Below are 13,352 nucleotides of genomic sequence, written 5' to 3' on the forward strand. Positions count from 1 at the left end.
TTCGCTATTCAGCTGTTTAATTACTCCACACTCATCGTGTTAGAGCTTCCAGTGTATTTTCGAATAATTGAAATTTCGACGCGTCGATTCTGGGCGCGACCTTCTGGCGTATCATTAGACGCGACAGGGTGATATTCCCCATAGCCGCTAGGTGTAAATTTCGAAGGATCCAGATTCGTGTTCAGCAGCATAATTTTCAAGAAATTCAAAGCCCGGTCGCTGCTCAGATCCCAGTTGTCATTATATTGTGCATTGTTGATAGGCATATTATCCGTGTGACCGGTAACAATGACATCATAGTCAGGAAATTGCTGCAGCATGCGGGATATATTCTTAGCTAGAACTCTTGCCTCGGTCTTCACTGTCGCTTGCCCTGAAGCAAAGACAGCATTGTCTGCGATGGTAATCATAAGCTGTGATTGATTGAGCTTGGTATCCAGCTGTTCGGTGAGCCCGTTCTCGCTAATATATTGATCGAGCTGCTTCTTCAGCTTCTCCAGCTCTTCCTGCTCTTGCTTCGCGAGCTGAGCCTCTTGAGAAGTCTCCGGATTTTTGGGCGGAGTCGTTTCGTTGCCTAAGTCCATGCTGGGATCGGTGGGAAAGGCAGACTTGTTATCCAATACACCCGTACCGCCATTAAGCGCACTGCTTAGAGCACTCGCCATTTGTTCAAACTTCTGAGCATCAATAGAGCTCATGGAGAACAAAGTGATGAATAAGGCCAGAAGCAAGGTCATCAGGTCAGAATACGGAAGCAGCCAGCTCTCGTCTACATGCTCTTCATGCTCTTCATGTCTTTTCTTAGTCTTTTTCACCTGTGCTTCCCTCCTTGCTTGCTAGCTCTGCGCGTTCGCTCGGGGTCAGGAATACGGACAACTTCTGATTGATCGCAATGGTGGATACACCAGATTGAATGGACAACAGACCTTCGACCATCATTAATTTAAGCTCGGCTTCTTTTTTGGAAATACGCTTGAGCTTATTCGCAATTGGATGCCAGAGCACATATCCTGTAAATATACCTAACAGGGTCGCAATAAAGGCAGCTGCGATGGCGTGAGCCAGCTTGTCCATATCACTGAGATCGCCAAGGGCGGCGATAAGACCGACAACCGCGCCAAGAACACCAAGCGTAGGAGCATACATACCCATTTGAGAGAAGATCAATGCGCCTGTCTTGTGTCGTTCCTCTGTCGCGTGGATGTCCTCCATCAAGACGTCACTGACAAATTCCTGATCATTGCCGTCTATAATCATACGCATCCCGCTGCGCAGGAAGTTATCGTCGATTTCGTCTACTTTTGCCTCGAGTGCGAGGAGTCCTTCGCGACGCGTAATGGATGCCCACTCGGAGAACATGCTGATCAGTGATACCTTATCAATCATCTTCTGCTTCATGAAGACAATCTTAAACAGCTTGGGTATTTTTTTGACCTCTGACATGGGGAATGCCATAAAAATGGTAGCCGCCGTACCACCAAAAATAATCAGGTAAGCTGCAGGGTTGTTCACCAAATTAATAAGTGGTGCACCCTTAAAGATCATACCTACAACTAGGGACACTAACCCTAGTATCAGTCCAATAATTGTTGAAATTTCCATCATACACCTCATCCATGAGATTTAATCTGAATCCTTTCAAGATATCCCTTTGATTTATAATATTTATCGACACGTTATTCATTTTTGTGAAGGGTTAATTTTCCGGTATAATAGAAACACGATACTAAAAATGGAGTGAACACACGTATGGGCGTAAAACATGGACGCGAGTATAGTGACATATTAGAAGATTTGATTAAGGCCATTGGAAAAATTCCAGATCGATATACGTTCTTCGAGATGGAAGAAGAGGACTGGGAGCGGCTTGGAGCTGCAGACCGGCGCGAGGTGGATGAAGCGCTTGCAGAAGATTTGTTCTACGCCCTGGGAGGCGAATCCATGATTACGGTGGGAAGTGGAGTCGTGATTCATGACAAGGAAAATCATCGTCTGAATATATTAATAGGCGAGGATGAACTGGATTTCGTAGCCCTGATTTAGGGCTAATGGGGCGCTGGAATTAGGATCGCTTACATGATAAGATGGAACACGATAAGCCGTTTACCAGATAGCAAACGGTTCCTTATTGTAAGATATCAGTAAATATAGAGATAGAATTGCACCTAAGCTTGCTGATATGCTTAGCATTCTTTTACTGCATTTAATGCAGTGCCTGTATTTACGTGAGGCACCGGGTCTGCTGAATGTAAGTACGTCTTATCAAGGAGGTTAGATTGAAGCGATGGTCTTTACACAAGAGGAAGTAGAAGCTCATCTAGATAAACTTGAGGGCTGGGAATACGAAGAGGGGCGCTGGATTGTCCGTAAATTCACGTTTACCAGCTTCATGAAGGGGATTGCCTTTGTTGATGAAGTCGGATTAATATCCGAGGCATTCAATCATCACCCTTTTATCACCATCGATCATAAAGTGGTCACACTGCGGCTCACTTCATGGGATGATGGAGGAATAACAGCGATCGATATTAAAGAAGCACAACAATATAATGAAGCTTACGATAGAATGATGCAAAATTAAGCTGCAATAGGAATTAACAAAACACGCCTGCAGGAGTATGTTCTGACGACAGATACAGACTCTTGCAGGCGTGTTTTATTTAAGTTATACGATTCTACTTCTTCTCGGCCAGCCACAAAGCAAGGTTGGCAATCTCTTCTTCCGTGAGTTGACCTTCAAACGCCGGCATCCCGCCGCTTGTGCCTTCACTAATAATCTGGTACAGCTTATTGGCATCATGTTCTGCACCAATGGTTTGCAATGACGGCCCCATACCGCCTTCCAGTTGATTACCGTGACAAGTAATACAGCTTGCCTTCGCCTTCTCCTCAGCAGCAGCAGCGTCTAGTGTTACCTCAGGCATTGCCGGAGGCTGTTCCTCTTCAGCCACATGTTCTCTTCCTGGAACCGTAAACATTAACACGAGGGCAAAAGCGCAAGCGAAGAAAAATAACCCACTCATGATCCATTTCTTCATTCGTTGTGTCCTCCTACTATGTACAATCCTTCATTTATTATAAAGGATCATGAACCTGCTTCATAGTATTTTATGGTAAATATTTAAACAAAAGTTAGGAGAGACAATCATGTCTATTTGAGCTTTGTTCCGGTATACACCATACAGAAGAACAGCTTAGGACCCTCTGGCGTAAGACGCTCATAGGTATCATGAATAGCAAATCCCGCTTTCTCATAAGTGCGGATCGCTCTTTTATTCCAGGTGAGAACTTCAAGATCAATCTCATTCTGCGGCTGCCGGGCAGCAGCTTCTTGTACAATGGAGCTTACGAAGGGGGCTCCGAGCCCCTGCCCGCACAGATCAGGTCTCAGACCGAGACCAAGCCGGGTCACACCGGCTAGAGGAAATAATTGTGCGAACCCGTATAGCTCACCGGTATCATTTACAATGGATAAATATTGTGTGCCTCGGAGCTTAGGGTCGCCGAATTCAATCTCAAGTGCCTTCATTTGCTCCCAGGGCAGCCAGCCATATATGTTATAAGGAGGTTCGTACTGCCAAGTGCAGATCTCAGCTGCATGCTCTTCACTCATAGAAAGGGCATGAAAGGTCGTGCCTTTCTGCGTCATGTCATCGTCTCCTTTGATTCCTCATCAAATAGTCCTCCCTAATATAATATAAAAAGCCCGAAGATGGATTACTATTTAGTAATCTAATCTTCGGGCTATAAAGTTCGTTCCAGCACAATGTTGCTTAATCTAATGCAGCAGTTTCGTATTCTTCCGTACTCATGATACGTTTTGCACCAACGTAACGTTTTTCATAGTAGCTCTCGTCCAGCTTGCTGATAATAACTCCTTTGGAGGAGGAAGCATGTGCAAATTTACCGTCACCTACGAAGATGCCGACATGGGATACACCATTTCCGCTTGTGTTAAAAAATACAAGGTCGCCAGGTCTCATCTCAGAACGGGATACAGACTTGCCCATTTTGTATTGAGAACCAGATTGATGAGGCAGATCGATGCCGAGTTTATCAAATACATACATGGTAAAACCAGAGCAATCAAATCCGTTTAAAGTCGTACCGCCATATTTATATTCGGTTCCCTTAGCGTTATCAATGACCTTGTCCATTTTGGAATCGGCGAATGCACTTCCTGTTCCGATGGAGAATGCAATAGCAAGACTCAGTGCTGCAGCAGTTAGTGACTTTTTCAAGAAAAAATAATCCCCTTCCAATGCCTGCGAGGTTAGCTTAAGGATTCGGTAGAAGGTTCCCCTATGATCACTTACGTTGCGAGATCAATTCACCCATAAAAGTGGTTCCCCCGCTTCCCAGATGCCAGGAATTTGGCTGTTCTAATGATGTGCACCTGTGAAAGTCGCTCACTCTTGTAAGACTATGTACTTAGTTAGTTAGTAAAAGTTACAACAATTATTACAAAGTTGTTACTAGAAGTTCTGGGCCTATTGTAACAGAGATTGTGTAAATTTGGCAATCGTTTTTTGATAAAATATTACAAAAAACAAGCCTCACTCTAGGAAAAGAGCGAGACTTGTAAACTATTTTGACGTTAAGCAGTCGGACTTAATTTCTACTATGAAAGCGTTATATTCGCGCTGGAGCGATATTATTTGAGACAATAAATTCAGGCCTCTTCGCTGTTGGATCGCCAAATGCTGAATTGCGAACTAATCTTCCATACATTGATCAGTGATCGAACGAGATGGTAAGACTGCTGGAGAATGAGGGCTAATAGTCCTGTCCATATGAGAGATACGGCCGTGAAAGCACTGAACAGCAGAATAGCAAGCGTACTAAGTGTCAGGGCAACTCCAGTGACAGGAAGTGCATGACGGAGGCAGATCCATACGGCGCCAAGGCTGCTTCGACTACCTGTCAGTCCAAACTGGACATATAGGAGCAGCTGCTTGATGATGTAGGCATAAACGATCCATAAGATGACGTAAGGAGCCGCCTGCAGAAGAAGATTCTGGTTGTAGACGGCATTCATGAGAATGGGGAGCACCTTTGGAAGGATCCAGTAGGCAGGCAGCAGCAGCAAGATGATCTCAACGAGATAGAGTAGAGATGTCTTTTTCCAGTGCTTAAGTGTCCCTCGAAAAAAGGAGAAGCTTTTGGTGCTTGCGTCTTCATGAAGGCTGTGAAACAGACCCGCCCGAATCAGTGGAGTAATGAGCATCCTTAAAATAAACATGAGGACAAGCAGCCATACATATTCATGGACTGTGGAGCTGGTGCTCAAGCTGATCTGCCCCTCTAACCAGAACAAGATCTGGCTGAGCTCATGAGGAGGGGGATCCGGATAGCGCATAAGCAAGGGAATGACCGCAGAGGATACAATCTTGTACAGAAGCACACCCCATAGCAGCTGGTACAGAAACAAGAATATAACGATTAGAAAATGACGCTTCACCAATTTAAAACCTTCGGAGAGATAAAATTTCATCAACTATACACCTCACCATGACAGACTTCCGAGCAAGAGCTCCAACACTTTGGTAATACTGATATTAAACCGGGTCTCCAACACTTCATCTCCTTCAGCTTTTAAGTAGTTGTTCATATGCTTGTTCTCAAGTGTGATGGAGTACTCGGGATCAACCATTGCCCACTCCAGCGGAGACTTGTAAGTCAGGTTGTAGATGATTTCTCCACCTTTACCGTCCCATACCTTGCGGATCATATGTCCATCTTCAAACGTAAAGACGATAGGAATCTCGGAGTAATCTCCTGCATTCTTAGCCACTCGGATCGAGGAAATATAGCTTGGCTCTTCAGGCGTTCCCTGTTCCTTGATGGCGATGGAATCCACGGAGAAATCAGCCATTTGGCTGCCGTAAATATATTGATCAAAATAAGTGTCCCACGATCTGCGGGTAACCTGCTCTACAACCTTTTGGAATTGAGCAGTCGTCGGATGCTTGAATCGATACTTGGCTGCATAGGTAGCCATAATCTGATCCATCTTCTTGGTCCCCACCTGCTGTTCTATACCGAGGAGGACGAGTTTACCTCTTGTGTATACATTCTCTGCATAGTGATTATGAGAGTCATACTTCCATGCCTCCTGCGTAAGTGATGCCGGCGAGCTCATCGACGCAGATTGCAGCGGGAGGTTGGGAGTGAGTCCATATTCCTGCTCCATTAGGCGGTCTTCTGCATAGGAGGTGAATGCTTCATCGAGCCAAGCTTCTTCAAATTCATTGCTCGCGATCATGCCATAGAAGTATTGATGGCCAATCTCGTGAATGACGGTTCTCTCCAGCTCATAACCGGGGGAGGTGTCATCTGCGCCAAAGGCAGTAATCAGTGTCGGATACTCCATTCCTCCCGCACCGTTCGCTTCAATAGGAGGAACAACGATGGATAGGGTAGAGTAAGGGTACCTTCCGTACCATTCACTATAATTGGTGAGCGCAGACTTAGCTGCGTAAAAATAGCGATCCTTCAGATCGGCATGAGCCGGATCAAGATACAGCTTGATGCGCACTCCCGGAACATTCGGCGAGGAGAACGGTTCCTCAGCTACGATAAAATTCGGTGAAGCCGCCCAGGCAAAATCATGGACATCATCAGCATAGAACTGGTAAATCCTCTGGCCATCCTGCTTCGTATAAGGCTTGGTCGGGAATCCGGTTGCAGCGACGATATAATCCTCAGGTACTTTTATCCGTACACTGTAAATTCCGAAGTCGGAATAGAATTCTGAGTTCCCGTGATATTGGTGAAGGTTCCATCCCTCGGTTGTCCGATTACGTCTGCCTGCAGGCTCGTAGACACTTATTTTAGGAAACCACTGACCTGCCATGACAAATTCATCTGCTGTACCCATCCGGGCAAAAATTTTAGGCAGCTCGACTTCAAAGGCTATGTTCAATGTAATGCTTTCGCCCCCTTTGACAGGCTTGGGCAGACGAACCTTCACAAGACTGCGGTCGTTCATATTGCCATCGTCCGGCTGGACATACTGAATTCGATGCAATAGCGACAATCCTTCTGTCGTTTTGATCTCGGTAAGCTTCATGGAGCCATGGCCGTCCTTCGGCATAACATCACCTCGAAGCTTTCCGCCGGACTCCTTCATAAAGGTTGTCTGATCAGAGGAGAAAGCATTGGGATATAGATGAAAATATAATTCATTTACGGTTTTGGTTCCCGGATGTGTCCAGGTCATGATGGAGGTACCTTTTAAGGTGTTCTCTTCGGTCAGCTGCACGTCAATGTGATATTCGACAATGCGGTCGCTCAGCACTTCAGCTCGAGGAGTTTGAACGCTTTCCTGTACCGGTGCAGGTGCTGGATTAGCCCCAGGCTTGGCCGTATTTGGTGCGAGAGCAGGTAGAGCATCCGGGGAGCCGCTTAGACTGAGCAGCAGTGTGCCGCCAAGGACACAGACAGCAATAATAGAAGATAGAATAACTTTCGCGCGAACTGGGGTCATACATTATATACCTCCCGTTGACAAGCATCTAAGGCATGTATATGTTTGCAACGGGACAAATATTAGTTAAAATATTGGTATCAACTTTTGGAGGCCATAATCAATGGAACAAAACGGTCAAAGCGGCAAGAAACAAATTGCCTTGAATATTGTAAGCAGCAAGAGCAAGCATAAAGGATTCGGTGCAGGATCCATTGATCTGAACAACTTATCTCCTGTCATTATTGATGCTGGAGAGGCTAAGATCGATATTGGCGCCATGCATGCGAAGAGCAAAGTGGAACGGGGGATTAAATTCTCTGCGGATAAGGCAGATGTGCCAAACGGCCGCCAGGTGTGGCTCGTATGGGTGGCAGTGGACCGTACTCCGGAAGGACAGCTGTATGCAGGAGCCACTGCATGCGAAATGTGGATTGATACGGAAGCGAGACGGGGCTGGAAGATTCTCGCCGATCATGTGAACAAGATGGATTATGCAATGAAGCGCCGGATCATGCTGGATGAGCTAGGGGCAGAAGAGAAAGCAGCATTGAAGAAGCTGCTTATAGCTCATAATGAGGACTGGTGGAATGCTTCTCCAGAAGAATTGAAGCAAGCGCTGGAGAGCTGATAGTTTTGTTCAAATCTAAAAGAACCGCAGGGCTGAAGTTCAGCTCTGCGGTTCTTTGCTGTTTAATCATGTCGTTGCCCAGGGCACGGAGTCAGCCAAGCACGTGCGTATAACCCAGGTTTCAGGCTTATTTGGTCCACCAATTCTTAAAGTGATCCCACCAAGTATCATCTCGTTCTCTCTCAATATCCTGCTCCGTCGAGTCTTGTTCCGGCTCAGCATAATGCTCGGTACAATATTCGGCCGGCTCTGTACCGCGAAGGAATACTTCGAGCCTGCGATTCTCACAATAATTGCCGGCAAGCTTGCCAGTTGTTGGATCGACATAAACACTGGTCACGCCTTCAGGCACAGGAAATACTTTTGGAGGCACATTCTCAAGCGCCTTCTCTGTGTATTCGGCGAAGATCGGAGCAGCCCTGCGGCTCTCCGTTGTTGTAATCTCTTTTCCTTCATCGTAGCCAACCCACACAGCGGTCGCGAGTTCAGGTGTATATCCCACCATCCAGGCATCGGAGCTCGTGGTCCCTGTCTTGCCCGCGACAGGCCTTGCGAGCTTGCCCGCAACCCGGTGAGCTGTGCCCCCCGTATCAAATACACTCTCCATCAGGTTGGTTATCACATACGCTGAGGCCGGGTCAACGACCTGTTCGGGTGCCTGCTCCGGAACTTTATACACGATTCGATCAGCCGCATCCGTAATCTTTAGCACGGCAATCGGTGCATTTCGCTGTCCTTCATTGGCAAGCACACTGTATGCTGAGGCCATTTCAAACACGCTCACAGGGGAGGTGCCGAGGGCAAGCGAAGGCACTCCGCTGAGCGAGCTGGTTATCCCTAATTTGTGGGCCATGGCAATAACCGGCTCATATCCGATTTGCATCAGTGTAGTGACTGCATAAATATTATCCGAAACGGCAATCGCCTTGCGCATATCAATCCAGCCAAGATATTTCTCGCCAAAATTGCTGGGCTCATAGGTCTTCCGGTCATTATCGTAATGGAATACCGTCGGTTTGCTCTCGAATAGAGAAACACTGGTGAGCTGCTTGGATTCAATGGCCGTTAGATACATGATCGGCTTGAAGGAGGAGGCCGGCTGGCGATTACTGGCCAGTGCATGATTATACTGACTCGTCAGATAATTTGTGCCGCCCACCATTGCTTTTACATATCCATCGCGCGGGTCAATGGAGACCAGGCCGACTTGAAGCTGACTCTTCGGGTCCATTATGCGGGCCACTGTGTCTTCAGCAGCTTGTTGCATCTGCATATCAATGGTCGAGTAAATATTAAGTCCTCCATGATCCAGACGTGAAGAATCAATGCCCAGCTCATTAACGACCACATTACGGATATAATCACGGAAATACGGAGCCTCTTCATTTGTTTTCCGTTCACTTTGCGGCTTGATATCCAGCATTTCATTGTATGCGGTGTCAGCCTCACTCTGTGTAATATCACCTGTATCGACCATAGCGCTGAGAACAATCTTCTGCCGATCCTTTGCTTTCTTCATATTATTGTACGGCGAGTAGTAAGTAGGACCCTTGGGGACACCGGCGAGAAGTGAGCTCTCCGCAAGCGTAAGATCTGCCGCCGACTTGCCGAAATAGAGCTGAGATGCCGCTTCAATTCCATAGGCTCCGTGACCATAGTAGATTTCGTTTAGATACATTTGTAGAATTTCGTCTTTTGTAAAATTCATTTCAAGCTGGGCTGTATAGACCGCCTCTTTTATTTTTCGTGACCATGTCTTCTCATGGGTTAAATACAGATTTCTGGCAAGCTGCTGTGTCAATGTACTTGCACCTTGTGCCATGCTCATTTCCTTGATGTTCACGAGAATAGCTCGTCCCACGCCTACAATATCAAAGCCATAATGCTCATAAAATTTTCGGTCCTCGACGGCAATGGTAGCCTCTTTTAACTCAGGAGCAATCTGATCCAGCTTCACAGGAGTCGAATCCTTCCCACTGGAGGAAAATGTAGCGATGACCTCACCGTTGATATCAAACAGCCTTGAATTTCGGTCATTATCTGCGAGAGGGAGGCTCGTAGCATATAGATAGATGACAAGCACTGTAGTTAGCACAATGCCCGTGAGCGCCAGAATGCCTAGTACTTTCAGAACCTTCATGGTGCGGCTTGTTTTCTTTTTCGTGGATTCTTCAGTTTCTGACAAATGGAGCCCTCCCTTCATTCCAAAAATAACCTCATGTACCAGTATGGGACTAGGTCCTATTCATTATTCATAGCAATCGAAGATTCTGTGCATAGCAGATACGGGTAAAGGTTAACATAAACTCTAATTCGTGCTACTAGGGGGTGTACTTGTGTATCTGCTTCATATTTCTATTCTTCTTCCCATTGCAGCAGGAATTGGGATTGCATTTATGAAAGGTTTGTCACACCGTTTTCACCTGGGATGGGCGGTTCTGTTCGTACCGCTGATTCTGTTTGCCTATTTTCTGAGCCTCATTCCTGATGTGCGGGACTACGCTGTATTCTACGAATCCATTCCGTGGATTCCATCGCTTGGCATTTATTTTACAGTCTACTTAGACGGATTAAGCTTACTAATCTCGCTGCTGATTACAGGGATAGGCACTCTGGTTGTTCTATACTCTGTTTACTATATGGAACGTGGTCAGGCATTGCATCAGTTCTACTTGTATCTGCTCCTGTTTATGGGAGCGATGCTTGGCGTTGTACTCTCAGACAACATGATGGTGCTATACGGCTTTTGGGAGCTGACGAGTATCGCTTCTTTCCTGTTGATTGCTTTTCATCATAATAAGGAAGAGTCGATCCGCGGTGCACAAAAGTCATTTCTTATCACGGTCTTCGGCGGATTCGCGATGCTGACAGGGTTCATCATGTTGTATTTGATCAGCGGCTCATACAGCATAAGAGAAACGATCGAGTCTATCTCTAATATAGACGATCATTCGCTGTTCATCCCTGCGCTTATTCTCATTCTGATCGGGGCCTTTACCAAATCCGCACAGTTCCCGTTTCATATTTGGCTGCCCGATGCGATGGAAGCACCGACGCCAGTAAGTGCATATTTGCATTCAGCCACAATGGTCAAAGCCGGCATTTATATTGTAGCCCGTTATACACCCGTCTTTGGTGGTGAAGCCGTATGGTTCTGGCTTGTCTCGCTTGTAGGGATCATAACGATGGCTTACGGTTCACTTATTGCCATTAAGAAGACGGATCTCAAAGCCATTCTGGCGTATTCAACTATATCTCAGCTTGGGCTCATCATGTCACTGTTCGGGTTAGGCTCGGCTGCACTTTATTTTGGATATGGGTCGGAATCCTTATTATATACAACAGCAACAACGGCAGGCATATTACATTTGTTTAATCATGCGCTGTTCAAGGGATCACTATTTATGATGGCAGGGATTGTAGACCACGAGACTGGCACGCGGGATATTAGAAAGCTTGGCGGACTAATAGCCGTCATGCCGATAACCTTCTCGATTGCTCTCATTGGCACGTTCTCCATGGCAGGTCTGCCGCCATTCAACGGATTCGTTAGTAAGGAGATGTTCTTCAAGGCAACGCTTGAAATTACGGAACTGGGCATATTCAATCTCGAAGCCTGGGGTATGCTATTTCCCATCTTGGCCTGGATTGCGAGTGTAATGACTTTTATTTATTCCATGGTTATCGTATTTCGGACATTTCTTGGAACGAACAAGACTGAGATTCCTATACATAAGCTTCATGAAGCACCTATAGGAATGTTAATTCCGCCATCTATTCTGGCGCTGATGGTGCTGGTCACAGGAGTATATCCGGATCTGTTATCTAGCGGGCTGATTGAGCCGGCGATGGCCTCTGTTCTGTCCCCCCTTCTAGCTGAAGGAGAACGTTTCGATGTGCATCTGTATCTATGGCATGGAATCACACCCGAGCTGTGGATGACCTTAGGCGTTGTTGTTCTCGGTGGAGTCATCTACAAATTCCTGCCTAGATGGAAGACTCAATATGAGGGTTACATCCCCAGATATACCATCAACCGTTTCTATTCAACGGCATTTAGAGGGCTGCACCGGTTTGCGAAGCGATGGACTCAGACCTACATGAACGGATCGCTGCGCAACTATTTAATTTACATCTTCGGCTTTATGCTGATCCTGATCTTCTATGCATTCTGGCGTGCCAGCGATATACAGTGGGATTTCAGCGGCTATGAATCGTTCATGGCTTATGAAAATATTTTGCTCGCGGGCTTAATTATTACGGCATTGTGCATTCCTTTAGCCAAACACAGATTGTCTGCTGTCATCCTAACAGGGGCTGTGGGTTATCTTGTTACCTTGTTCTTTGTGCTCTTCAGAGCGCCAGATTTGGCCTTGACTCAAATGGTGGTTGAAACGGTATCGGTCGCACTTTTCCTGCTCTGCTTCTATCACCTTCCCGAGCTGACGCCCAAATCAAGCAGGAAATATCAGGCTCTGAACCTGGTTATTGCTATCGGGGTAGGTGTCATGGTTACCTTGATTGCCCTGGCGGCAAGCGGGACACCTCAGCTCTCTTCCGTTTCCGAGTTCTTTACAAGGGAGAGCTATAACCTGGCAGGGGGCAAGAACATTGTCAACGTGCTTCTGGTTGACTTCCGCGGATTTGATACGCTGCTTGAAATTATGGTGCTTGGTGTTGCTGCCCTGGCGATCTATTCGATGATCAATCTCAATTTGACGGGCAGAGATCTTGGCTCGAAGCATCAAGCTTTGCCGAAGAAGGAAGAGGAGGATCAAGCAAAGGATACAAGCCGAATGGTCAAGCCGGATAATTGGAACACCGTTCCATTGCGAAGTAACGATGTCTTCTTACAGATGAGTACAAAGATCATTGTGTTTATTATCTTAATCTTTGCTCTGTATCTCTTCTTCGCCGGACATCATCAGCCGGGGGGCGGATTTATCAGCGGTCTCGTAACCTCTGCCTCGCTCGTTCTTATGGCGATCGCATTCAATACGGATACGCTGCGCCGAATACTTCCGGTTGACTACCGTTATGTCATTGCATGGGGCCTTCTTATATCACTAGCAACCGCTGCGGGATCTTTCCTGTTTGGGGTTCCGTTTATGAGCCAGACATTTGATTATTTCAATATTCCGATATTGGGCGAGGTTGAATTGACGACTGCCCTCATCTTTGAAGCAGGCGTGTTCATGGCCGTGGTCGGTGTCACGATGACCATCATTTTGCAAATTGGGGAGGATCGATGAC

12 protein-coding genes and 1 riboswitch are annotated in these 13,352 nt (G+C 46.5%); of the genes, 4 read left to right on the plus strand and 8 right to left on the minus strand.

Annotated elements, in window-relative coordinates:
- Positions 1-20: 20 nt before the first annotated feature.
- Together motB and motA are read right to left on the minus strand one after the other, a co-directional pair.
- The gene (gene motB / locus PUW25_RS00460) at positions 21-815 is read right to left on the minus strand and encodes a flagellar motor protein MotB (RefSeq protein ID WP_047914353.1); all 795 of its coding nucleotides are present in this window, start codon (positions 813-815) and stop codon (positions 21-23) included.
- Complete coding sequence (gene motA / locus PUW25_RS00465; protein WP_047914352.1) at positions 802-1,602, minus strand: flagellar motor stator protein MotA; 801 nt, start codon at positions 1,600-1,602, stop codon at positions 802-804. Before motA ends, motB begins: the two co-directional genes overlap by 14 nt.
- A 147-nt stretch (positions 1,603-1,749) precedes the next feature.
- Here motA and PUW25_RS00470 point away from each other — a divergent pair, with 147 nt between their 5' ends.
- Positions 1,750-2,043 (plus strand): hypothetical protein, encoded by a 294-nt coding sequence (locus tag PUW25_RS00470; protein ID WP_047914351.1) that lies wholly within the window; start codon positions 1,750-1,752, stop codon positions 2,041-2,043.
- A 241-nt stretch (positions 2,044-2,284) separates the two neighbouring features.
- Positions 2,285-2,581 (plus strand): 4a-hydroxytetrahydrobiopterin dehydratase, encoded by a 297-nt coding sequence (locus tag PUW25_RS00475; protein WP_047914350.1) that lies wholly within the window; start codon positions 2,285-2,287, stop codon positions 2,579-2,581.
- Between the two features lie 94 nt (positions 2,582-2,675).
- Here PUW25_RS00475 and PUW25_RS00480 read toward each other — a convergent pair whose 3' ends face one another.
- The 5 genes from PUW25_RS00480 to PUW25_RS00500 all read right to left on the minus strand — a co-directional run bounded on the left by PUW25_RS00480 (position 2,676) and on the right by PUW25_RS00500 (position 7,489).
- On the minus strand, positions 2,676-3,038 hold the full coding sequence (locus PUW25_RS00480; RefSeq protein ID WP_047914349.1) for a c-type cytochrome: 363 nt from the start codon (positions 3,036-3,038) through the stop codon (positions 2,676-2,678).
- Positions 3,039-3,151: 113 nt separating this feature from the next.
- Complete coding sequence (locus tag PUW25_RS00485; RefSeq protein WP_274337869.1) at positions 3,152-3,649, minus strand: GNAT family N-acetyltransferase; 498 nt, start codon at positions 3,647-3,649, stop codon at positions 3,152-3,154.
- A 124-nt stretch (positions 3,650-3,773) separates the two neighbouring features.
- On the minus strand, positions 3,774-4,241 hold the full coding sequence (locus PUW25_RS00490) for a C40 family peptidase (protein ID WP_274337870.1): 468 nt from the start codon (positions 4,239-4,241) through the stop codon (positions 3,774-3,776).
- Between the two features lie 6 nt (positions 4,242-4,247).
- Positions 4,248-4,389, minus strand: a riboswitch (cyclic di-AMP (ydaO/yuaA leader).
- Between the two features lie 283 nt (positions 4,390-4,672).
- Positions 4,673-5,494 carry a hypothetical protein gene (locus PUW25_RS00495; protein ID WP_274337871.1) on the minus strand — a complete coding sequence of 274 codons (822 nt, stop codon included), beginning with the start codon at positions 5,492-5,494 and terminating at the stop codon, positions 4,673-4,675.
- Between the two features lie 12 nt (positions 5,495-5,506).
- Positions 5,507-7,489: a M1 family metallopeptidase gene (locus PUW25_RS00500; protein ID WP_274337872.1), complete on the minus strand. Its 1,983-nt coding sequence runs from the start codon at positions 7,487-7,489 to the stop codon at positions 5,507-5,509.
- Positions 7,490-7,592: 103 nt separating this feature from the next.
- Between PUW25_RS00500 and PUW25_RS00505 the strand changes: the two genes are divergently transcribed.
- Positions 7,593-8,099, plus strand: a complete 507-nt coding sequence (locus tag PUW25_RS00505; protein WP_274337873.1) for a YwhD family protein — start codon at positions 7,593-7,595, stop codon at positions 8,097-8,099.
- A 127-nt stretch (positions 8,100-8,226) separates the two neighbouring features.
- On the opposite strand, the gene PUW25_RS00510 is transcribed toward PUW25_RS00505, so the two are convergent.
- Positions 8,227-10,284, minus strand: coding sequence for a transglycosylase domain-containing protein (locus PUW25_RS00510; RefSeq protein WP_420799964.1), 2,058 nt, complete (start codon positions 10,282-10,284; stop codon positions 8,227-8,229).
- Between the two features lie 151 nt (positions 10,285-10,435).
- On the opposite strand from PUW25_RS00510, the gene PUW25_RS00515 reads away from it, so the two are divergent.
- A complete protein-coding gene (locus tag PUW25_RS00515) occupies positions 10,436-13,351 on the plus strand; it encodes a Na+/H+ antiporter subunit A (RefSeq protein WP_274337874.1) in 2,916 nt (971 codons plus the stop codon).
- The last annotated feature ends 1 nt before the right edge of the window (position 13,352 follow it).

Origin of the sequence: Paenibacillus urinalis (genome assembly GCF_028747985.1) — a bacterium.
Lineage (GTDB): Bacteria > Bacillota > Bacilli > Paenibacillales > Paenibacillaceae > Paenibacillus > Paenibacillus urinalis.

Bases quoted from the DNA above. Each gene is read 5' to 3' on its own strand.
- motA (WP_047914352.1), bottom strand. From the start codon at position 1,602: ATGGAAATTTCAACAATTATTGGACTGATACTAGGGTTAGTGTCCCTA.
- PUW25_RS00495 (WP_274337871.1), bottom strand. From the start codon at position 5,494: ATGAAATTTTATCTCTCCGAAGGTTTTAAATTGGTGAAGCGTCATTTT.
- PUW25_RS00475 (WP_047914350.1), top strand. From the start codon at position 2,285: ATGGTCTTTACACAAGAGGAAGTAGAAGCTCATCTAGATAAACTTGAG.
- PUW25_RS00505 (WP_274337873.1), top strand. From the start codon at position 7,593: ATGGAACAAAACGGTCAAAGCGGCAAGAAACAAATTGCCTTGAATATT.
- PUW25_RS00480 (WP_047914349.1), bottom strand. From the start codon at position 3,038: ATGAAGAAATGGATCATGAGTGGGTTATTTTTCTTCGCTTGCGCTTTT.
- PUW25_RS00485 (WP_274337869.1), bottom strand. From the start codon at position 3,649: ATGACGCAGAAAGGCACGACCTTTCATGCCCTTTCTATGAGTGAAGAG.
- PUW25_RS00470 (WP_047914351.1), top strand. From the start codon at position 1,750: ATGGGCGTAAAACATGGACGCGAGTATAGTGACATATTAGAAGATTTG.
- PUW25_RS00500 (WP_274337872.1), bottom strand. From the start codon at position 7,489: ATGACCCCAGTTCGCGCGAAAGTTATTCTATCTTCTATTATTGCTGTC.